The following is a 22,972-nucleotide window of genomic DNA, read 5'->3' on the forward strand; positions in this document are numbered from 1 at the left end:
AGTTGATGCCTCACGGGTTTTGCCCCGAAGTACTTCAGTACAGAATTTTTCATGAATCATGATGTAGACTTACGAATGGAGCGATCCCGCGGTTCTGAGAGCTGTTTATGGTTATGGATAGTACTTCCGCTATTTCTGCTGATGGCTTCCTGCGCGTCAGATGAGTCTCCGGATTCAGAATATAGCAGCAGTACAGCTCTTGATGAGCGCCTGACCGATAAAGAACTGATCGCCCGCCGCCATTGTGCCGGATGCCATATCTACCCGGAACCGGATCTTCTCGATAAAAATACCTGGCTCACACAAACCCTGCCCGCGATGGGTCCGCATCTCGGTATCTTTGAATATGACGGGGAAGAGTATCCGCTGGATGAGACCGAATATCTTCCCGAAAATTTCTATCCCGATTACGCTATAGCTACTGATGAAGAGTGGCAGGCCATCCTCGATTTTTATGAAGAGATGGCGCCTGAACGGCTTGAAAGAGATGACGATTTTACTGAAATCCGGCGTGAAAACCACATTTTTAAACCTCTTCGTCCGCCGTACCGGTCCGATACCCATCCCATGGCGAGCGCGGTGAAAATCGATCCGGTAAACGGACTGATTTTTCTTGCAGATGCCAACCTTGGACGGATGTTAATTTACAATCGTGACCTCGATATTGTTGACACTTTTGAAGTACCGGCTGCCATTTCTCATATCGCCTTCACCAACGATACATCCGAACCGGGAAGGAGAGAGCTGATGATTACCTACATCGCAAATATCAATCCGTCGGATGCCAAAGATGGGTTTATTTCCCGTGGATGGTACGATCCGGACAGCGGCAACGGTGAGTTCGATGATCGGTTTATCGAGAATCTGGCTCGTCCGGTCGAATCACTCCTCGCTGATCTCAATCAAAATGGTAAACTGGATCTTCTCGTAAGTGAATTTGGTCACAGGGAAGGTTCTGTGTTCTGGCTGAAAGGGGAGGGAAGCGGTAATTTTAATCAGCAAAAAAACATGCTGATCAACACGCCCGGCTGCCTGGACAGTGAGATCATTGACTGGACCGGAAATGGCCTGCCGGATATCCTGGCGCTCTGTTCACAAGTGGACCAGGCGATCTACCTGTTTGAAAATTTGGGCGATGGGCAATTCAGCCGCAAGACACTTCTCGAGTTCCCGATTACCGCAGGATCCAGCTCTTTTGAACTGCACGATTTTAATAACAACGGCCGCCCCGATATCCTTTATACAAGCGGTGATAATGCGGACTACTCGATGATGTATAAACCGTATCACGGGGTCTATATTTATATGAATGAAGATGAAAATCAATTTTCGGAAAAGTGGTTCTACCCGATTAACGGGGCATACAAAGCGATTGCAAAAGATTTCTCCGGAAACGGACATCCCGATCTTGCAGTTTCATCCTTTTTTGCGGACTACTCCCGCAAGCCGTATGAAGGGTTCATATTTTTTGAAAATGAAGGAAATAACACATTTACCCCGTTCCACCCGCCCGAAGCTTCTTATGGCCGATGGATCGCAATGGATGCCGCAGATTTTACCGGGGACGGAGCCGAAGATATTGTGCTCGCCAACTTTTCGATGGGGCCTACACGAGTCCATGAACAGATCGAAAATATCCTTACTCAAAGTCCCCATATTTTGCTTCTGAAAAATGAATCAGCGTCCGTTGAAAACTGAAGTTCCCTCTCTTAATTACAATTGGTTGTAACGAGTCAGATCTCCAAAATACCTGCTTTAAAAAGCTTCTGAGTGGTGTTTCTGGTAATTCATCCACGCCTTTAAATAAATTCTGACAAACAAAACAACAAGATAGTATTAGTTATATAAAGTCAAATTAGTAACCTTTTTAACAGCTATATAAAATCACAATAATCTTTATCTAACATAGATTCACTCATATCAAAACATAAGGGCAATATGAATTCAAACATACGATTAGTCTCTTTTCTGAAGATACTAATGGTTATCCCACTCTTGCTTGGAATATCCAATAGTGTCTTAGCTCAACATCAGGTATCCGGTACTGTTACTGATGCAGAAACCGGAGAAGCGCTTCCCGGTGTAAGTGTTTTAGTACAGGGAACCGATACTGGCGATGCAACCGGTCTTGACGGCAGCTTTCAGGTTACCGCACCTTCCGATGATGCAACACTGGTCTTTACCTACATCGGTTACGAAAGACAGGAAGTGCCGATTGACGGCCGTTCTGAAATTAATGTAGAAATGGTTAGTGCAGCAATCTTAGGCCAGGATGTTGTTGTGGTCGGTTACGGTACACAGCGCGTAGAAGACCTCACAAGCTCCATCTCCAGTGTGTCTTCGGATGATTTTGTACAGGGCTCTTCACGGAGTGCAGCTGAACTCATTCAGGGGCAGACCGCCGGTTTGATTGTAACCACCTCAAGCGGGAATCCCCGGTCAAGAGGTCAGATTAGTCTGCGTGGTATTACAACTATGAATGCGAGTACATCGCCTCTTATTTTGGTAGATGGCGTTCCCGGTTCACTTGACACGATAGCTCCGGAAGACATTGAATCGATCGATATTCTGAAAGATGGTTCAGCTGCTGCAATCTACGGCTCACGAGGGCAGAATGGTGTGATTCTGATTCAGACACGAAGAGCAGCACGCGGACAGGCACCCACAATTCAATACAGCGGATATGTAAATACGCAGACCGTTTACAATCGTCCTGAAATGCTGACTGGTGATGATTACCGCCGGCTGATTGACGAGGGGGTAAACTTTGAGGATTATGGTGCAAATACAGACTGGCAGGATGAAATCATGCAGACTCCTGTGGGTCAGACGCACAACCTTACTCTGATGGGTGGTGGTGATAACACCAGTTATACCGCTTCTCTGAACTATAAGCAGTGGGAAGGAATCTTCATCACATCAGATGATAATGAGTTAACCGGTAGAATTAATATCCGGCACTCTATGTATGATGATATGCTCACTGCTGATGTGAACCTGCTCTCACGTAAGAGAACTTTTGATAATTCCTTTGGGAACTACGATTATCGCCAGGCACTCATCCGAAACCCAACCGATATTGTTCGCGATCCGGTTGACGGTTCCTGGATTGAACGGGACGGTTTTAATTACGATAACCCGGTTTCCAGAATTCGTGAGACCAGCAGTGATGTAGAACAGCGTGAACTCCGCCTGAACGGTACTTTAACACTCGACCCTACCGAAAACCTGAGTTTATCATTGCTTGGATCTACTACGTTGTATAATGATCAGCGTGGATTTGCCCGATCATTTAACCACACTGCAACCGTTATGGGCGGGGAAAACGGGTATGGCAGCCGAAACTTTGATTCCAGCACAGAAAACCTGCTCGAATTTACCGCGAACTACCAGGATGTGGTTGGCGCGCATGATTACGGGCTTCTCGCCGGATATAGCTGGCAGGAGACAACGTATGAAGGTTTTGGAGCAAGCAACTACCGCTTTCCAACCGACCTGTTTTCGTACAATAACCTTGGTGTAGGGAATGCACTTTCAGATGGCGAAGCCGGAATGGGCAGTTATAAGAATGACTTTCGCCTGATCGGGTTTTTCAGTCGTGTAAATTACATCTTTGACCGGCGATACCTCTTTATGGCGAGTGTACGGTATGAAGGAAACTCCCGCTTTGGTGATAACCATAAATGGGGAATGTTTCCTGCTGTATCTGCTGGCTGGAGAATCAGCGAGGAGAGCTTCATGGATAGATTCGATTTTCTGAATGATCTGAAAGTTCGTGCCGGTTTCGGTATTACAGGTGTGGCACCGGGATCTTCTTATCTCTCATTGACCAGTTACTCTTATGGCGGACGAATGCTTGTGGATGGCAACTGGGTACAGGGTATTTCACCCGCACGGAACCCGAATCCGGACCTCAGGTGGGAGCAAAAAGAGGAGATCAATGTGGGTGTCGATTTTACCATGTTTAATGATCGCCTGTCAGGTACATACGATATCTACCAGCGGGATACCAAAGATATGCTCTGGAACTACTCCGTTCCTGTCCCTCCCTATTTGTATGGGAGTATTCTTGCAAACGTAGGACATATCCGAAACTACGGTATGGAAGCGTCTCTGAAATATACAGCAGCACAGACCGAGAATTTCCTCTGGAACACTGGCATAAACTATTCAACCAACTCTAATCGCTTGGTTACTCTCTCAGATGATCTATTTGAGACATCGGATGACTTCTTTTATGCCGGATATACAGGCGAACCGATTCAGCAAAGTACTCACCGGGTAGATATTGGCGGCCCGATCGGAAACTTCTACGGCTGGGACTCTGTGGATATCACTCCGGAAGGAGAATGGATCATTCGGAATGCAGAAGGTGAGCTAATGCCGATCAGTGATGCAGGCCTTGGGGACAGAACAATTCTCGGAAACGGAATTCCCGATCACTTTCTTTCATGGAATAACAATTTCAGATACCAGAATTTTGATCTGAATGTGACCATGCGCGGCGCGTTCGGTCACCAGATTCTGAACTTCCAGCGTCTGTACTACGAAAATCCAAGAGTTATTCAGTATAACATGCTGAACACTGCTTTTGATGAAGTATTTGGCAAAGCTCAACTCAACCAGGATCTCGCTTATGTGAGTTACTACATTGAAGATGGCGATTACTGGAAGCTCGATAACGTAACGCTCGGCTATACCATCGATCTGACCCGATTTGCAATCAACAATGCACGGGTATATGTCTCCGGCCGTAATCTGTATACATTTACCGGCTATAAAGGAATGGATCCTGAAGTCAGTTTTTCAGGTACAGATCCTGGTTCCGACCAAAGGGATAAATTCCCAACGACCCGAACATTTACGCTGGGTGTAAATCTTACGTTTTAAAAGAAACTTCTAAATAAAGCACATTATGTTTAAAGTAAAACAGATTGTTACGTTTGTCGTGCTCGGGTCGCTGATTATGCTGGCCTCCTGCACGGATTTATCGGAAAATGTGTACGATCAGATCACGGAGGAAAATTTTAATCCTACCGGTGACGAGATCGGATCACTCGTGGCGCCGGCCTATTCGGTGCTCCGAGGGATGAAACTCGGCTGGTACTCCTATTTTGACCTTCAGGAAGAATCATCCGATATCATGGTTACCCCTGTGCGGCCCAACGGCTGGTATGATGGCGGGGTTTATATCCGTCTTCACCGCCACAACTGGGATCGATTCCAGGGACAGCCTAATGGCTTATACGGCAATGCATTTAATGGCATTAACTCGGCAAACCGTGTAATCTATCAGCTCGAATCAGGTGCCGTTGTTATGGATTCCGGTTCAGAGCAGGTTCTCGCAGAACTTCGCGGGGTTCGCGCCTACTACTACTGGCTGCTCTTGGATAACCACGGAAATGTGCCGATTGTAACCGACTTTGCCGATGATTCTCTTCCAGAGCAAAGTACAAGGCAGGAAGTTTATAATTTCATTCTGAGCGAACTGGATGAGATTATGCCAAACCTGACTACAGAAACAGGAACTGCCACCTATGGCCGGTTCAACTACTGGGCAGCCCAGGCACTGCTGACCCGTATTTATCTGAATGCTGAAGTCTATACCGGCACTCCTCAATGGGAAGAAGTCATCGATCGTGCAGATGAAATCATCGACAGCGGACTTTTTGCCCTTGAACCTGCATATAGAAATAACTTTTCACTGACGAACAGTAACTCTGGTGAAGCAATCTGGGCTGTACCGTACGATGAAACTATGGCTGGAGGAAATCAATATCACATGAAAAGTTTCCCGCCAATCATGCAGCGAATCTGGGGAATGCAGGCACAGCCGTGGGGTGGTAACGCAGCTCTTCCGCAATTCATCGATACGTATGATGAAGATGATGGCCGGCTGGATGATACCTGGCTGACAGGTTCGTATGATGATCCGGATACGGGTGAAGAGCTCGTAAATTTCCAGAACTACCTGGAGACAACCGAATCAGGTGTACCACAGCCCTTCGACTGGGGATACTCTCCGGCAAAATATGAAGTGCCAATTCCTGGCGCCCAGGTGGATATTTCAACCGATTATCCTGTGTTCCGTTATGCTGAAACACTGATGTCGAAAGCAGAAGCACTGCTCCGTCTGGGAGATGGTGGACAGGCAGCGAACTATGTGAATCAGGTACGTGAGCGAAACTTCGATCCGTTCTCAGAAGATAAAATGGTTAGTGCTGCTGATCTTGAAGGCGGAAGTTCCTATCCCTACGGTTTCGTAGAAGATGGTGAAGTTGTGGATTTTGAAGGCGGAGATGATATCGTTTTTGGCGGAATGCTGGACGAACTCGGTTATGAGTTCGCGGCTGAAGGTCACCGGCGTATGCAGCTTATTCGCTTCGAGACAACTTCCGGCGAACCTGTATTTACAGCAAAAAGCTGGTTCAAACGACGGGCCACCAACAGCCCGCACCTGACAATCTTCCCGCTAAGTGACGGTGTATTAAATACCAACACCAACCTGAGTCAGAACCCGGGATATGACTAAAAATTCGCTCAATTAATTTATTTGTAACCTCAAAAACGGTGCATGGGAACATGTGCCGTTTTTTTTTTGATGGGTGCAAGTCCCGGAACTTTTACCAACGACGAGATATGGTATTTCTCAGGGAAACCACTGTGTTCCTATTTTCGAAGCCTTTTCAGGATTGTGAATAGTGCAAAATTCAGAACCTTCAGAAATACCATATCTGGGTTACGACCAACTTTCCGATGAGAGATAAGGTATTTCTCAAGTAAGCCAGCATGTTTCGATTTCCGAACCCTTTTTGGGATTGTGAATAATGCAAAATTCAAAACCCTCAGAAATACCATATCTGATAGGATAATACTTGAAATGTATTTGGCTGCATTCCAAACGAAAACCGCCCCGGATGGGGTGGTATGTTTGTAGAAAATGCAAATTGATTCACAAAGCCAGATTTCCCGAGGCGGATCATTACGAAATGGCGAACAAATATGTCGAGGGATTGTCCGATGAATTATGCAACAAACCGAGCCCGTTGAACAAAATCGATAAACGACCATCGGATATGCATCGCCCGATGGCCCTAATTTATTGCCATATCTTCCCCGGGATACGCCCGATTGCATCGTGCTTCACCCGGGCTACAAACATTTGTCCCCTCCGGGCCATTTGCAGGCAATGCAATGTATGAAGGCCAATCAGATGTTTCACTGGTGATTGACTTTGTAACATTGAATTTATCCCAATTTGTGGCAGGTCAAACAATCAAGCCCCGAACGGGGCGCAAATCAACAGCCCGGGGGTGCAACCCTGGGAAAAACAATGGGCACAAAAACGAGGAACCCCGAGGCAATAATCAATGCAGAATCAATGAACCAACCGAGAGGTTGTTCGATGAATTATCCACAACACGGAATCCGTTGATCAACATCTGTGAACCGCCATCGGATATTATTCCCAATCCATCGTTTATGCATCGCCCGATGGCCTTAATCTATTGCCACATCATTTCCCCGGGTTACGCCCGATTGCATCGTGCTTCACCCGGGCTACAAATATATGTCCCCTCCGGGGCCAGTTTGAACAACATTTTTGTGTAGGCTATATAATGCCTGTTGACCAATCGTATGTTTTAAGGTTGATAGATCGCTTGTTTGCCATATAATTTATTCTAGTAAACGAAGAATAATAAACCTGTAAACCCAGCCCCGAACGGGGCGCATATCAACAGCCCGGGGCAGCAGCCCCGGGAAAACGTTGGAAATCAAAAACAAGAACCCCGAGGCAATAATCAATGCAGAATCAATGAACCAACCGAGAGGTTGTTCGAAGAATGTTGCACCACACCGAATCTATTGACCAACACCGATAATTTCCCCGAAAACCCGCCCCGGATGGGGTGGTATGTTTGTAAAACATGAAGGTTGGTTCACAAAACCAGATTTCCCGAGGCAATAAAAAAAGCAGAATCAATGAACCAACCGAGGGGTTGTCCGAGAAATCAATTCAGATCCCTCAGAAATGCCATGTCTGGATTTCCACCCAACCCTTCGATGAGAGATGTGGTATTTCTAACGGAAACCAACGTATTCAGAAGTCCGGAGCCTTTCCGGGATTGTGGATTGTGAATTATTCAGATCCCCCAGAAATACCATATCTGAAATCTTATCTCTTAACTTGTTGGGTTCGTTTTACCGGTTCCTTCCGTGGATTGGGTTCGGGCAGCGATTTGTCTGTTGTAATATTTGAAGAGCGCCATCATAATTCCCCATTGTACAAAAACTGTGGCTACAGAGAATGTACTCAGCGGATTGTACCACGTGTCGGGTGCGTAAACTGCAGCGCTTAAGTAAATCCACCATCCCAGGAGTGTGATTACCTCAACAGGGATCACATATTTAATGATGGCAGTCCACCACGGTCCGAGCTGAAAATGTGTCTCTTCAGTATTTACCAGTGTTTCTCTGAATTTGTCTGCACCAAAAGAGATCACGGCAAACGAAATGAACCCGCCGGAAACCATCAGTCCAACTCCCCAGACAAAATCCTGGTTAGCGAAAAATTCAAGATTGATTGCAGATGGAAGTCCGAAAAGGAATCCGGTGGTGCAAACTGCAATGGCAGCTTTCTTCCGGGAAATGCCCATATCAACAAAAACTCTTGTTGCAAGCTCAATCATTGAAATGAGTGAACTGAATGCAGCAAATGTAAGTGCCAGGAAAAACAGAATGGCCAGGATCTGTCCGCCAGCCATTTCATTGAAAAGCTGCGGCATCCACATAAAAGTAAGACCTGTTCCTGCAGGGCCGGATGTTTGCATCACGTTCAGAATTTCTCCATCTGTCATCTGGCTGCCAAGTGTACCGAATACAGTGGAGAAAATGATCATGGCGGCCACAAGCGAAACAATGTTATTCCCAATTCCGGTCTGCAGAGCTGTTATCGTGATATCGTCACGATTCCGCATATAAGCTCCGTAGGTTAGAATTAGCCCCCAGGCGGCACCGGTATCCCATGCATTCTGTGTCAGCGCTTCAAGCCAGAGTCGTGGTTGGGAGAGAGTTGACCAATCCGGAGTAAACAGATAAGAGAGGCCTGCGCCGCTGCCCGGCAAAGTAAGCGCACGCACGAGTGCGATAATCAGCACAACAAGCAAAGAAGGAATCAGCACTTTATTGATCCTTTCAATGCTTTTAATCCCTTTTATGATGACCAATGCCCCGAAGAACATAACAATGGCGTGAAATGCGGAGGGCAGCATAGAGCCCTGAAATCCGGTCCATACTGCATCCGCCTGTTCCAGACTTTCCGGAAGAGCAGAGAAGAGAGATTCAAGAAGATAGTACAGGCACCACCCGGCTACCACACTGTAGTAAAACATAATGGCCGTAGCAACAAAACCGATGAATGAGCCCATCCACGCAAACTTTTCACCAGCAACTTTTATGAAAGATCCGATAACCCCTTTCCGGCCATTCCGCCCGATCCCGTACTCCGCAATGATGAGCGGAATCGACCATATAAACAGAAAAGCAAGCCACGCAATCAGAAAAGCTCCGGCTCCGTCGTCACCACCCTGCTGAGCCGCTATCCGGGGAAACCTCCATATGTTACCTGTGCCAACCGCAATTCCTAATACACTGAGTATAAGTCCCCATTTTGTGGCAAATCGTTCTTTCTTTTTAGTCACAGGTTTGTACGGTATGATATATTGTTGAGGTTCCGGCGATCTATCGGTCGTAGATACTAAAGATCTTACGAATTAGCCAATATTTTTCTTTTGAAACATAGACCTTTTTTACGCTGCAATTTATTTAGCGAAATGTATTAAGTAATCAGGTACAAACGCATCTTTCACTCTTGCATATCATAATAAAATTAGCTAATAATGAAATGTAAAATTTACACTTAAGTCACTGGCACCATTTTGAGAGATGTTTCCAGTGATTTTTTTATCAATAACTGAAAGGGCTTTTTTATAACCATACATAAGAAGCTGGAATGCATAAATAGAATATATTTATATGAATTTTAATCACTCATCACCATTTCTTACTGGATTTTTGATCCTCACACTCTTATTTACTGGCTGCACAGAAACTGAAGAAAATGAAAGAGTAATGGAAACGAACATGGAATTATTTGGTCAGCTTGAAGATGGCCGGGACGTGCATCAGTTTACACTGAAAAGTGATGCCGGTATTGAGGTTAAAATTATTAATTATGGTGGGATTATCACATCTCTTTACGCACCCGACAAAGATGGTGAACCGGGAAATGTAGTTCTTGGGTTTGATAATCTTGATGATTACCTGGGAGATCACCCTTATTTTGGTGCACTGATCGGCCGGTTTGGCAACCGGATTGCAGAAGGCCGGTTTGAACTGGACGGCGAAGAATACCAGCTTGCCACCAACGATGGAGAGAATCATCTACACGGCGGGGAACAGGGTTTTGATAAAGTTCTCTGGGATGCCGAATTGGTGGATGACCAAACCCTGCAGTTAACCTATCTGAGTGAGGATGGGGAAGAGGGATATCCCGGGAATCTCGAGGTTACCGTTACATATACTCTCACCGATAACGAGCTTGAAATTGATTATCGTGCAGAAACCGATAAGGCCACTCCGGTAAATCTGACGGCACACAGTTATTTTAACCTGACCGGGGATCCATCAAACACCATACTCGATCACCAGTTGAAACTCAATGCTGAAAAATTTACCCCGGTAAATGAACAGCTTATCCCAACCGGCGAAATAGCTGAAGTTTCAGGAACGCCGTTTGATTTTACCGATTCTCACACTATCGGCCAGCGTATTGGGAACGTTGAAGGCGGGTACGATCACAATTTTGTTTTGGATAATGAAAATGGTGAATTAATTCTGGCAGCTGAAGTAACGGAGTCTGAGTCGGGCCGGGTACTCTCTGTATACACAACCGAACCTGCAATTCAGTTTTACTCCGGAAATTTTCTGGATGGTGAACTCCAAAGTCCGGATGGAGTGTCCTATGAGCAATACAGCGGGTTTTGTTTGGAACCTCAGCATTTCCCTAATTCACCCAATGAACCTTCTTTTCCATCGACCATATTGCGGCCGGGAGAGATTTATGAGACGAAAACGGTATACTCATTTTCGACTCAATAATAAATTTTGAAAGAAAAAAAGTGAATTGGAAAAAGGTTCTGGTTATCTCCAAACCGAGAGCCTTTTATTACCTATAAATCTAACGAATGGACTATCGATGGAAGTGAATCAATATGAAGAGTATGACCGGATTTTTGTAGCACTTGACTGTATCATTTTTGGATTCGACCGGCAAAATTTGAACTTGCTGCTGATCAAAAGAGATTTTGAGCCTGAAAAAGGGAAATGGTCACTCATGGGGGGCTTTCTTAATAAAGATGAAAGTCTTGATGATGCCGCAAACCGAATTTTATATGAGTTAACGGGTTTGAAGAATATTTACCTCGAACAGCTTCACGGTTTCGGTTCGGTTGACCGTGATCCGGTAGATAGAACGGTCTCAATCGCCTATTACGCATTAATCAACATACATGATCACGACGAAGACCTGTCGAGCGATTACCAGGCAAAATGGTTTCCGATTGATGAAGTTCCCGACCTGATTTTCGATCATGAAGAGATGGTTGAAGCTGCAAAAGAGAGGCTTCGCTACAAAGCATCAAATCAGCCGGTTGGATTTGAGTTGCTTCCGGATAAATTTACGCTCCCTGAACTTCAGCAGCTTTATGAAGTGATTTACGAAACCGAGTTCGACAAACGAAACTTCCGCCGCCGGATGCTTTCTATGGATGTGCTCGAAAAAACAAATGAAAAACAGAAAAAATATTCAAAAAAAGGGGCCTTTCTCTACAAGTTTAACGGTGAAAAATATGATCGTCACGTTAAAAAAGATGGTGCATCTGCGATGAAATTCAAACCCCCTAACGCCTGATTTGAGAAGTTTAAGGCGATTAACAATAAAATAGCAGCAGTAACGTGAAATATTGTAGTTTCGGCGTCTGATAAAAATGTTTACATTATTAAATGGCTCAGTTCTGCTCAATGCTTTTATTTGAACCCCGGAATTTAATTTGCGGCCATTACGCTGGATAATCCGATTTTTGATTTCATGTCAGGTATGTATAAGATTTTTTTTGCTACACTATCGTTGACCTTCCTTTCTCTATTTTTATTCATTGGCTGCAGCAGTGATCCTGATGAAGTATCAACAGAATCTGAAGATTACCAGCAGGCGATCTCTGATTTTTATGTGAGCCTTGGGGCGAGTGAGACCCAGGAGGCTCGTTTTGCATTCAACAAAATGAATGATGTGGCACAGGCTTTTCCACAGGAACCGGCAGCATGGGCTAATCTGGGAGTTTACGCCATGCGCCAGGGAAATTTTGAACTTGCCGACGACCGTTTTACTGAAGCCAGGAACCTTGCACCGGATCATCCGGATATCTTATTCCTTTCCGGTTTATTTGAAAGCCGAAGGGGGGATGTTGACCGGGCTGTAGAGTTTTTGCGGGAAGCCCATCAAGCCGATCCAAACAGCGTTATGATCCAGTATTCGCTGATAGAAGCGCTGGAACGTCAGGATGATGTGGCAAATGCTGATGAAATTCTTGAACGGATTGAATCACTTAAAAATCAGCATCCCGAAAACCAGGCGGTGCTTTTTGAAGCGGCCCGGATTGGAGCGAAAGAACAGAATGCAGAATTGCTGCAGTCCGCAATCGAGTCACTTGGAGAGTTCACCTACCTTTGGGATGATGAAGCGGTTGAGCAGTATCGTGTAGTCAGCGAAGTGATTGAAGACCGCGATTTTTCCGAACTTAATTTTGAGCTTACATTTCTCAGAAATGCCGTTGAACCTTCCCCGGCATTTCAGCAAAATCTCAGGGAAATAAAGCTGGAACCGAATGAGGTTGGTTTCCTGATGCAGAGATTTATCACGCTCCCGATGCCCGATTTTCGAGCGGCTGATCCCGATCTCGAAACCACTTTTGCAGCCGGCGAAACCGCTGCCCCGGATCGCCGGGCTACCCTGGTTAAATCCGTGACGCTCCTTGAGGAGCTTCCGCCTTTTTCCATTTTTGTAGCCGACGGTGAACTTCACATCGATGATGATAACCGGCTTCCGTTTCCCGGTGATACGGCTGAACAGCTTCCGCCATCTGCACTTGCAGAAATCGATTACAACTATAACTTTCGCAACGATATCGCACTGGCCGGCAGCAGCGGATTCCGCTTATTTGAACAGAACAGCGACGAAACATTCAGCGATATTACCGGTCGGCTTAATCTCCCCTCATCGGTAACAGAAGGTTCTTACCGGGGTGTCTGGCCTGCCGATGTTGACCTGGATGGTGATCTCGACCTGGTTTTGGCACCGGAATCCGGATCACCGTTTGCGCTCAGAAACAATACGGATGGCACCTTTACAGAGATCAATCTCTTTGATGACGTAGAAAATGTGATCGATTTCCGCTGGGCAGATCTCGACAGCGATGGCGCTGCTGACGCACTTTTTCTCACCCGGCAAGGCGAACTGGTCATCTACAGAAATGAACGGGGCGGAGTGATGACCCGCGTAGAGAATCTGCCGTCCGGAAATGATTTTAACGCTGTTGCGATCAGTGATATCGATGCGAATGGCGAGTTTGATGTGCTGGCCGTGCGCGGAATGGAATCCATCGAACGGGTATTTTATAACCGGGGTACGGGTGAATGGCAAACCGATACACTGGTTGATGATATCCGGATATCGCAATCCGGGAACTCTGACTTCGCTGCACTTTTCTCAGCAGATATCGATAATAACGGGAGCCTTGATATTATTTTTTCCACCGGTGATGAGACATCGGTCTGGCTGAGTGACAGCGAACGAAATTTTTCAAAGCTTGATCTCTCGCTCCCCGGCAATCTATACTCGATTTTTGATATCGATGGAAATGACCGCCTCGATCTGCTCGGTCTCGAATCGGACGGGTCGATATACGAGTTGATGAACAGCGGACCGCAGAACTATTCAGCCCGATCCATTCGTGCGCGTGCATCCGGCCTCGAGGGAGATCAGCGGATCAATTCATTTGGGATTGGGGGAGAGATGGAAATCCGGACCGGTCTTCTTTATCAGAAACAGCTTATCAGTTCGCCGATTGTACATTTTGGTCTGGGGATACACGATGAAGCAGAAATGCTGCGGATCATCTGGCCAAACGGATCGGTTCAGGCTGAATTTGCAGAACTTGGTATGGGTTCTACCATCTTCAACGAACAGATTTTGAAAGGATCATGCCCGTGGCTTTTCACTCATGATGGCGAGGAGCACCACTTTATTACCGATATTTTATGGCGTTCACCGCTCGGTCTGCGGATTAATGCGCAGGAAACGGCAGGAGTTATTCAAACACTCGACCGTGTACGAATTCCGGGGGATCAGCTCAATCCGGTGGATGGAATCTATGATATTCGCATCACGGCAGAGCTTTGGGAGACCCATTTCTTTGATTATGTGAACCTGGTGGCGGTGGATCACCCCGAAGGTTCTGAAATCTTTGTGGATGAACGATTTGTATTTCCCGCACCGGACCTGTCCACCCGGGCCGTATCAAGCCCGAATCCGGTGGCCCGTGTGTTGAAACAGAATGGTGATGATGTCACCGATACGGTAAGTAAACTGGACCGGAACTACATCAAACCGTTCAGAAAAACGAGCTACCAGGGATTGGTTGAAGAGCACTACATTGAGATCGACCTGGGAGAAGAGCCTCCCGCTGACCGCCCGCTCTACCTGGTTGCCTCGGGCTGGCTGAGACCAACCGACAGCTCGATCAATTTAGCGCTCAGCCAGGGGGATCATGAGCCTCCGGCCGGGCTGAGAGTTGAAGTATCCGACGGAAACGGCGGCTGGACTGAACTGCATGAAAATTACGGAGTGCCCGCCGGTAAAACGAAAACCATTCTGCTGGAACTCGACAACGTATTTGAAGATGCCGGTGACCGAAGGGTTCGGCTTCATACCACATCAGAAATCTACTGGGACGCTTTGATGTGGGCTGAAAAGCTGCCGGTTGACCAAATTACCGAAACGGAACTGCAGGCAACAAAAATGGATCTCCGTTACCGCGGATTTTCAGAGTGGAACCGTGCGAATGAGGTTTCTCCCAAAATGCCGACTTACGGTGAAATTTCAAGCACAAATCAACGTTGGAGAGATCTGGTAGGTTATCATACACGGTTTGGTGACGTAACCGAACTTTTATCCGATATTGATGATCGTTATGTTATTATGAACGCCGGGGATGAAATTGTGCTGGAATACGAAGCCATCGACGAACCGGCTCCCGGCTACACCCGAAGTTATATTTTTGTATCGGATGGCTGGGTGAAAGATGGAGATTACAATACCGAGGCATCCAAAACGGTAACACCGCTGCCTTACCACGGGCAGACCGATTATGATTACCGGTCTGGGTCCACGCTTCTTGATGACCCGGTCTACCAGAAACACCGAAGCGACTGGGTGAATTATCACACCCGTTTTGTCACTCCAGAATCATTCAGATCCGCTTTATTATTCGAATAAACCGTTAGCATCATGGAAAAATCAACGATTATACGAATAGGTGTGATCGCCTTTTTTTTGGCGCTTTTTGCCGTTCCTACCGTTCTGAAACAGCTCGACAACGTTGACCTGGATCAGATGTTTGATGATCGCCAGGAAGTGATCGACCGGTACGGTTTTTTCCTCGAGGAAGCTTCTGAAGAGTTGGGAGTTCAGTTTGTGCATCAGCGGCCGGAACTCGATAAAAAAATTGAGCATATCAACCCGCAGATCGCTTCAGTGGGAGCATCGGTTTCGGTTGTAGATTTTAATAACAACGGACTGCCGGATCTCTATTTCACAAACAGCGAATACGGAACAAAAAACGCCCTCTACATGAATCTGGGTGACGGAACGTTCCGCGATGTTGCAGAAGATCTTGGTATTGCCGATATCAACACAGATGGTACAGGTGTTTCGATGGGGGCGATATGGGGGGATATCAACAACAATGGATATGAAGATCTTTTCGTGTATAAGTGGGGGCGTCCGGAGCTTTACCTGAATAATGAGGGCACGGGGTTCACCCGGGTGACTGAAAGCGCCGGTCTGCCCGATTGGGTAAATGCAAACAGTGCGGTCTGGCTTGATTACAACAACAACGGGCTGCTCGACCTTTTTGTCGCCGGGTATTACCATGAAGATGTTGATTTCTGGAATCTGACCACCACTCGGATTATGCCTGACAGCTATGAATATGCTACAAATGGCGGGCGGAATTTTCTTTTTGAGAATCAGGGGGATGGAACCTTTGTAGATAAAACCGAAGAGCTTGGACTCAATACACGTCGGTGGACGCTGGCCGTGGCTGCTGCTGACCTCAATGATTCGGGTTATCCCGACCTGGTGATTGCAAATGACTACGGTGTGGATGAACTTTTTATCAACGATGGTGGAAACGGTTTCATAAATGCGGGAGAAAGTGCCGGCATGGGATTTGTCCCTAAAAGCGGAATGAGCGTGGCCTTTGGCGATATTATGAACCAGGGACAGCTCGCTATTTATGTCACCAACATTTCAGAGGCTGGAGTATTGATGCAGGGTAACAATCTTTGGGTTCCAACCCGCCGCTCAACGCCTGAGCAGCTTCGGTTCAGAAATCTGGCCGGGAATATGGGTGTGGATATTGGTGAATGGGGATATGGCGGTCAGTTTATCGACCTGAACAATAACGGCAACCTTGATCTTTATGTAGCGAACGGTTTTGTTTCGGATGAACCGGGCACAGACTACTGGTATGATTACGCAAAAGTAGTGGGCGGAAACAGAAACGTGATTATTGACGCGAACAACTGGCCGGCTATGAACGGGCGGACGTTTTCGGGATATCAGACGAACAAAATTTGGATGAACGATGGTGCGGGTCGATTTCGCGAAGTATCTGCAGCTGTGGGCGGTACCCTCGATCTGGACAGCCGTGCGATCGCCTACGCCGACCTTGATCAAAACGGGAGCCTCGATCTGATCGTGGCCAATCAGAACGGCCCGGTGAAAATTTACAGAAACCATCAGTCCGGCAGCAACAACTGGCTCGGGCTGAAACTTGAAGGCACAAAAAGCAACCGAAGTGCGATTGGTGCGGTAGCTATCCTGCACTGGGATGGCAAACAGAAAAAGATGGTTGTATCCGGCGGGGATGCATTCAGTTCACAAAGCCAGCGATCACTCCATTTTGGGCTTGGCGGGCATGATGAAGTAGACCGTATTGAAATTCGGTGGCCATCCGGCGAAACCCAGGAGATTCACTCTCCGGAAATCAATCTTGTACATACGATTACCGAACCGGTTGATGCATGAATAAAATTGCTACAACGTTAGGATTCGACAAAGGCTTTTCCATTCCCCGGCAATATTTTGCTCCGCTTCTGATTACAGGAATTCTGCTGGCAGCCCATATCTCATTCGGTATACTCGACAGTTTTAATAAACTTCTGACAGCCATCACCGTTGCGGTTTTAACCGAACTCGTACTGCACCGCGTGGTCACCGGGAAATTCAGAAACCTGAGCAGCGCTTACGTTTCGGGAATCAGTGCCGGGATCCTGGTACGCTCTCCGCTGCTCTGGCCATTTGCACTCTGCGCAGCCATATCAATTGCATCAAAATATGTGCTCCGGTATAAAGGGCGCCACATCTGGAATCCAACAAATTTTGGTGTTGTTGCGCTTATCATCATTGCTTCAGACAGCGCGGCAATCCTCAGTATCCAGTGGGGAAACAACATGTGGGCGATGTTTGTGATCTGGATGATCGGGCTGGTATCCCTCTGGAAAATTAACCGGCTGAATATAGCGCTCACATATATTCTTTGTTTTACACTCTTTGCGTGGGTCAGAAGTCAGTTTACAGGTCACGTTTTTCTTGCCGAGCTCGCCCCGCTCACGGGACCGATGTATCAGCTCTTTACCCTGTTTATGCTTACAGATCCAAAAACAACTGTAAAAAGCACAAAAGGGCAAAACCTGACCGTCGTAGCGATTGCCTTTCTTGAGATGATTTTGCGCCTGAACGAATTTATTTACGCACCGTTTTATGCTTTATTTATCATCGGGCCGATTGCTTTGATTATTGAAGATCGTATTCGGGAAAAGAAGGCGGGTAAACAAGCCGATTTAGAATCTGAAAAAAGTGCTGTGGTGTCATGAGTAAAACTCCGGAAGTTAATCCACATTTTATTTTTCTTTTTGAAAGGGCTTTCATATAGTTATGTGGTCATTTCGGGAATATGTCGAAATTCATTTCCAATCAATTTTTCATAGCTTTCACACGGTTTTCTGTTACTGTAAAAATCAGACAATATATTTTAATGAACTACCTCGGGGCAGAGCCCACGAGGTATCCACTTAGAATCCATAACTTTTTAGTCAATATTGAGTTTATGTTGAAGTGTCCCCCTTCGAAGGGGGCAATGGGGGATGACCTGTTATTCTTAACAACTACAAATGGGCACACTTCCGAACTCAGAGAGTCATCCCCCAGCTCTCTCCGTTCGCTTCCCCCTTCAAAGGGGGAATTTTATCCTTTCCGACCCAAAGGGTCGGGGAATTAAACCACTTTTTATTAAATACCAATGTCACGAATTTTCAGAATGAATATACTTACCAGGTGTACCGGGTTTTTCCTCCTCATGTTTATTGTAGCTGTCGGCTGTTCATCGGAGTCTGATGAGGAGCAGGAGCTCGGTTCTGAAGAGATCAGAACACTTCCCATGGAAAAACTGCAGCTTGATGAACTGACAGGATTTCAGCCCACCGGAGATAACTGGACAATTGCCGGGAATGTGCAGTCCGATTACCAGGCAGAACACTCGATGGACGTTTCGGATGGAACCGGAGTTCTGGTGAATCTGGGTGATGGGGATGAAGATCACATTTTTACAGATTTTGAACATGGTGATATAGAGCTGAAACTTGAATTCCTGGTACCGCGGGGCTCCAATTCCGGTCTCTATTTTCAGAGTCGTTACGAGGTTCAGATCCTCGATAGCTGGAGAGTGGAAGAACCGCAATTTTCCGATCTTGGCGGAATTTACGCCCGTTGGGATGGTTCGCGTCCCGATGGAGATGAACATTTTGAGGGATCGGCACCATCCGTAAACGCCGCCCTGGCTCCCGGTCTGTGGCAGGAGTACCATATATTGTTCAGAGCACCCCGGTTTGATGACGCCGGGAATAAAACAGCGAATGCCCGTTTTGAATGGGTGGAGCTGAACGGCGTTCGGGTTCAGGAAAATGTTGAGCTTTCAGGTCCAACACGTGAAGCTGCATATGAAGATGAGACAGAAACAGCACCGCTGATGATTCAGGGAGATCATGGCCCGGTGGCGTTTCGAAATATGGAATATAAACTCTACGGACAGACCGATTCTCTTTCGGTAGGCGAGCTGAACTACAGGGTATATGATTACGAGGGCGATCGAACGCCGGTGAACTTTGATGAGCTTGAACTGCTGGCAGAAGGTACAGTCGATTCATTCAATGTATCCCAGGTGAGCCCGAAAGGAGACCGCTATGCAGTGGTGCTCACAGGAGAACTGAACGTACCCGTTTCAGGAGACTACCTTTTTCAGACGCGCATGAATAACGGTGGAAATTTTTATATCAATGATGAATTGATCATTGAAAATACCGGCGAACTGGATGAACAACAGCTGGGCCGAATCATTCATCTTGATGAGGGCACACACGACCTGAAGCTCACTCACTTTCAGATTCAATGGGGGACATACGCTTCTCTGGTTTATGAAGGGCCGGGGATGGAGCGGCGTTCACTGGCTTCAACGGAACCGTATACCGGAGGAACTCAGGAAGATCCGCTCACTGTACAGCCGGAATCAGACCGCACAGAAATTGTCGGCGGATTTACAAATTACGGTGGCGAAAAACGCACACACACTCTCTCCGTTGGACATCCGGATGGAATTCATTACAGTTATGATTTGAATCGTGCGGCTCTGTTAAAAGTCTGGCGCAATCCTTTTGCCGATGTATCACAAATGTGGCGGGGAAGGGGACATGAGCAGCTTTTGGCTCCAATGAATGCGGCCGTCGAAGAATCTTCGGGGATATCTTTTATGATTGTTGGATCTGATGACGCTTTTGACAATCACCGGCTGAGTTCAGATTACGGAGTAGATGAGTATCAGTTAAACAGCTCGGGTGAACCCACATTTATAAGCCATCATGGTGATGTGCGGATTGAAGACCACATTTCACCATCCGATGATGGCACAGAATTTATCCGCACCCTCCGTTTTGAACGAGATGAGCAGAATGATAACGGAGCTGCACGAATTGCGCAGGGGAGTTCAGTGGAACAGCTGCCAAACGGGCTCTACAGGGTAAACGGAAGATATTATTTAGAGATTCTTGATGATGGAGGCCAATCACCCGAAGTCATCGAAAACGGGGATATTCAGGCACTCATCATTCCGGTGTTACGAGGTCAGAATTCATCTGAAATTCGATATCAGCTCATCTGGTAACCTGAACCATCCATTCACGATTTTATGAAATACGTTATGAAGCCATCAAAAACAGATATTTTTCCATTTATAGCCGCACTGAGTTTGTTCATTTGTTTCGGGCAATCCGCGCTCTTTGCCCAGTCATCCGATCGCAGTGAGTCCGATTATTTTACGATATCAACCCTGAATATTCCGGACGAAATCGTGATGGAAGCCGGCGGACTTTCTTTTGATGATGAGGGAAACCTGGCTGTGGTTACGCGCAGGGGGGAAGTGTGGATTGTGAATAACCCCCAAAGTGATAATCCATCGTTCAGCCGTTTTGGTCAGGGCCTGCATGAGCCGCTCGGAATTGCATATCGGGAAGGCGCATATTATATCGCTCAGAGGGGTGAACTGGTACGTCTGGAGGATAGCAGTGGCGACGGGTATGCAGATCTGTATCAAACCATCTATCGCTGGCCGCTCACGGGAAACTATCATGAGTATTCATACGGCCCAAAATTTTTACCGAATGGTGATATGCTCGTTACGCTCAACCTGTCTTGGATCGGTTATGGTGCGAGTCTGACCGACTGGCGCGGATGGATGCTGCGAATTACACAGGATGGTGAGATGACACCCTTTGCAACCGGTCTTCGTTCCCCGCTAGGGTTTGCACTAAATGCAGAAGGCGATATTTTTTATACTGAAAATGAGGGCGACTGGGTCGGATCGGGATGGATGACTCATCTCGAAGAGGGTGATTTTGCCGGTCATCCGGAAGGATTGAGATGGACCGAAATGGAAGGCTCACCCCTCGATCTTCGTTTTGATGATATCGATGATTCGGAAGGATTGACCCTCTATGAGCAATCACAAAACATCCCGGAGATCAAAAATCCTGCAACCTGGTTTCCGCATACGATTATGGGAATATCCACATCCGATATTTTACTCATCGAAAATGACGACCAGGTTGGTCCTTTTGCAGGTCAGTTTCTGGTAGGCGACCAGGGACATTCCAAAATCATGCGGGTTTATCATGAGAAAGTAAATGGCGAATACCAGGGAGCCGTGTTCGATTTCAGGGAAGGATTTCAATCCGGAATCATAAAGCTGGAATGGGGACCGGATGACCAGATTTACGTGGGAATGACAAGCCGCGGCTGGGGATCCACAGGCCGGGATCAATATGGCGTTCAGCGGATGCGGTGGAATGGCGAAATCCCGTTTGTAATGCAGAAAATCAACGCAGAATCAAATGGGTTTACGCTGACGTTTACAGAACCTGTTGATCATCAAAGCGCAATGGATATCAACAATTACAGCGTAACTGATTTTACCTACCGGTATGATGCTGCTTATGGAAGCCCGGTGATCAATCGTCAGAACAAAACAATCACACGTTTGTCGGTTGCCGATGACGGGATGAGTGTTCGCCTTTATGTTGATGGGCTCCGTGAAGGATATATCAATGAGGTGCAGGCCGCGGGTGTGCTCAATGAAGCGGGACAGAATCTGTTGCATTCTGCCGGATATTATACTCTGAATAACCTGCCGGAAGGAGAACGGTCTGCTGTAGCGGATGGTACGGGAGTGGATCGTCCGGACGACGAACCGGGTCCGTCAGCAAAAAAAGTTACGGAACGTCCGTCAGATTGGGATACCGGGCCGAATATGAGAATACAGCTCGCTACAGAACCGGGCTTGCAGTACGATCAGACACTCATCACGGTTCAGGCCGGCAGCCGGGTTGCCCTTACCTTTGAGAACGATGATGATATGGCTCATAACGTGGTTATTACTCTTCCGGAATCCGCCGATCAGGTGGGAGAAGCCGCAATGAGGCTCGGGTTGGATGCCGATGCGCTGGAGTTCGTTCCCCGCTTAGAGGAAGTTCTGTTTCATACATCCATGCTTCAGCCCGGCCAGAGTGAAACAATCTATTTCGAAGTTCCCGAAACTCCGGGTGATTACGACTTTGTATGTACATTTCCCGGACATCACATCTCTATGCGCGGCATTTTTAGAGTTGAGTAGATTCTTTAAACGTATTAATCGGCAGTGAACTTTTTGCTGCCGATGATGAGATGTCTTTATGGGAATTATTCCTCTCGCACATCTTTCAAGTTATTGAGAAGATGGATTCTTATATAATGCATTGGTGATCTGACTGATGCAGATGCTCTCCAAAGTTTTTCATCTAAACCACTGTTATAAATTGAGATAAAGTGTAATCTTCACACTTACTTCATATAATTCTCAGGTTTAGCAGAATCATCAAAAAAAAATTCAATTCTGCTAAAAATGAAATTGCACTGAGGAGAGATACATAACAAATCATGTTATATCGAATGAACACATTTCTGAAAGCAACAGATGATTAAGCACTT

Annotated in this window: 11 protein-coding genes; 10 read left to right on the forward strand and 1 reads right to left on the reverse strand. The window is 46.6% G+C overall.

The genetic code is table 11. The features are described 5' to 3' along the window. Positions 1-51: 51 nt before the first annotated feature. From DYD21_RS05310 to DYD21_RS05320, 3 genes are all read left to right on the forward strand, one after another. Positions 52-1,698: a VCBS repeat-containing protein gene (locus DYD21_RS05310; RefSeq protein WP_116033752.1), complete on the forward strand. Its 1,647-nt coding sequence runs from the start codon at positions 52-54 to the stop codon at positions 1,696-1,698. Between the two features lie 240 nt (positions 1,699-1,938). After that, a complete protein-coding gene (locus DYD21_RS05315) occupies positions 1,939-4,890 on the forward strand; it encodes a SusC/RagA family TonB-linked outer membrane protein (RefSeq protein ID WP_116033754.1) in 2,952 nt (983 codons plus the stop codon). A 25-nt stretch (positions 4,891-4,915) separates the two neighbouring features. Next, entirely contained in the window at positions 4,916-6,532 is a 1,617-nt protein-coding gene (locus DYD21_RS05320) for a RagB/SusD family nutrient uptake outer membrane protein (protein WP_116033757.1), read from the forward strand. Positions 6,533-8,183: 1,651 nt separating this feature from the next. Here the strand turns inward: DYD21_RS05320 and DYD21_RS05335 are convergent. Next, positions 8,184-9,701 (reverse strand): sodium-dependent transporter, encoded by a 1,518-nt coding sequence (locus tag DYD21_RS05335; RefSeq protein ID WP_116033763.1) that lies wholly within the window; start codon positions 9,699-9,701, stop codon positions 8,184-8,186. A gap of 430 nt (positions 9,702-10,131) precedes the next feature. On the opposite strand from DYD21_RS05335, the gene DYD21_RS05340 reads away from it, so the two are divergent. The 7 genes from DYD21_RS05340 (at position 10,132) to DYD21_RS05370 (ending at position 22,619) form a co-directional block, all read left to right on the forward strand. Further along, positions 10,132-11,160 (forward strand): aldose epimerase family protein, encoded by a 1,029-nt coding sequence (locus DYD21_RS05340; RefSeq protein WP_199535464.1) that lies wholly within the window; start codon positions 10,132-10,134, stop codon positions 11,158-11,160. Positions 11,161-11,257: 97 nt separating this feature from the next. Beyond that, on the forward strand, positions 11,258-11,971 hold the full coding sequence (locus tag DYD21_RS05345; protein WP_116033768.1) for an NUDIX domain-containing protein: 714 nt from the start codon (positions 11,258-11,260) through the stop codon (positions 11,969-11,971). A gap of 186 nt (positions 11,972-12,157) precedes the next feature. After that, complete coding sequence (locus tag DYD21_RS05350) at positions 12,158-15,613, forward strand: CRTAC1 family protein (RefSeq protein ID WP_158551425.1); 3,456 nt, start codon at positions 12,158-12,160, stop codon at positions 15,611-15,613. A 12-nt stretch (positions 15,614-15,625) separates the two neighbouring features. Then, a complete protein-coding gene (locus DYD21_RS05355; RefSeq protein WP_116033773.1) occupies positions 15,626-17,428 on the forward strand; it encodes a CRTAC1 family protein in 1,803 nt (600 codons plus the stop codon). Then, positions 17,425-18,276 (forward strand): hypothetical protein, encoded by an 852-nt coding sequence (locus DYD21_RS05360; protein ID WP_116033776.1) that lies wholly within the window; start codon positions 17,425-17,427, stop codon positions 18,274-18,276. The genes DYD21_RS05355 and DYD21_RS05360 overlap by 4 nt, the downstream gene beginning before the upstream one ends. Positions 18,277-18,719: 443 nt before the next feature. Next, positions 18,720-20,615, forward strand: coding sequence for a family 16 glycoside hydrolase (locus DYD21_RS05365; RefSeq protein WP_158551426.1), 1,896 nt, complete (start codon positions 18,720-18,722; stop codon positions 20,613-20,615). A gap of 24 nt (positions 20,616-20,639) precedes the next feature. Next, positions 20,640-22,619, forward strand: coding sequence for a plastocyanin/azurin family copper-binding protein (locus DYD21_RS05370; protein ID WP_199535465.1), 1,980 nt, complete (start codon positions 20,640-20,642; stop codon positions 22,617-22,619). Positions 22,620-22,972: the final 353 nt, after the last annotated feature.

This window comes from Rhodohalobacter sp. SW132 (assembly GCF_003390325.1).
Lineage (GTDB): Bacteria > Bacteroidota > Rhodothermia > Balneolales > Balneolaceae > SW132.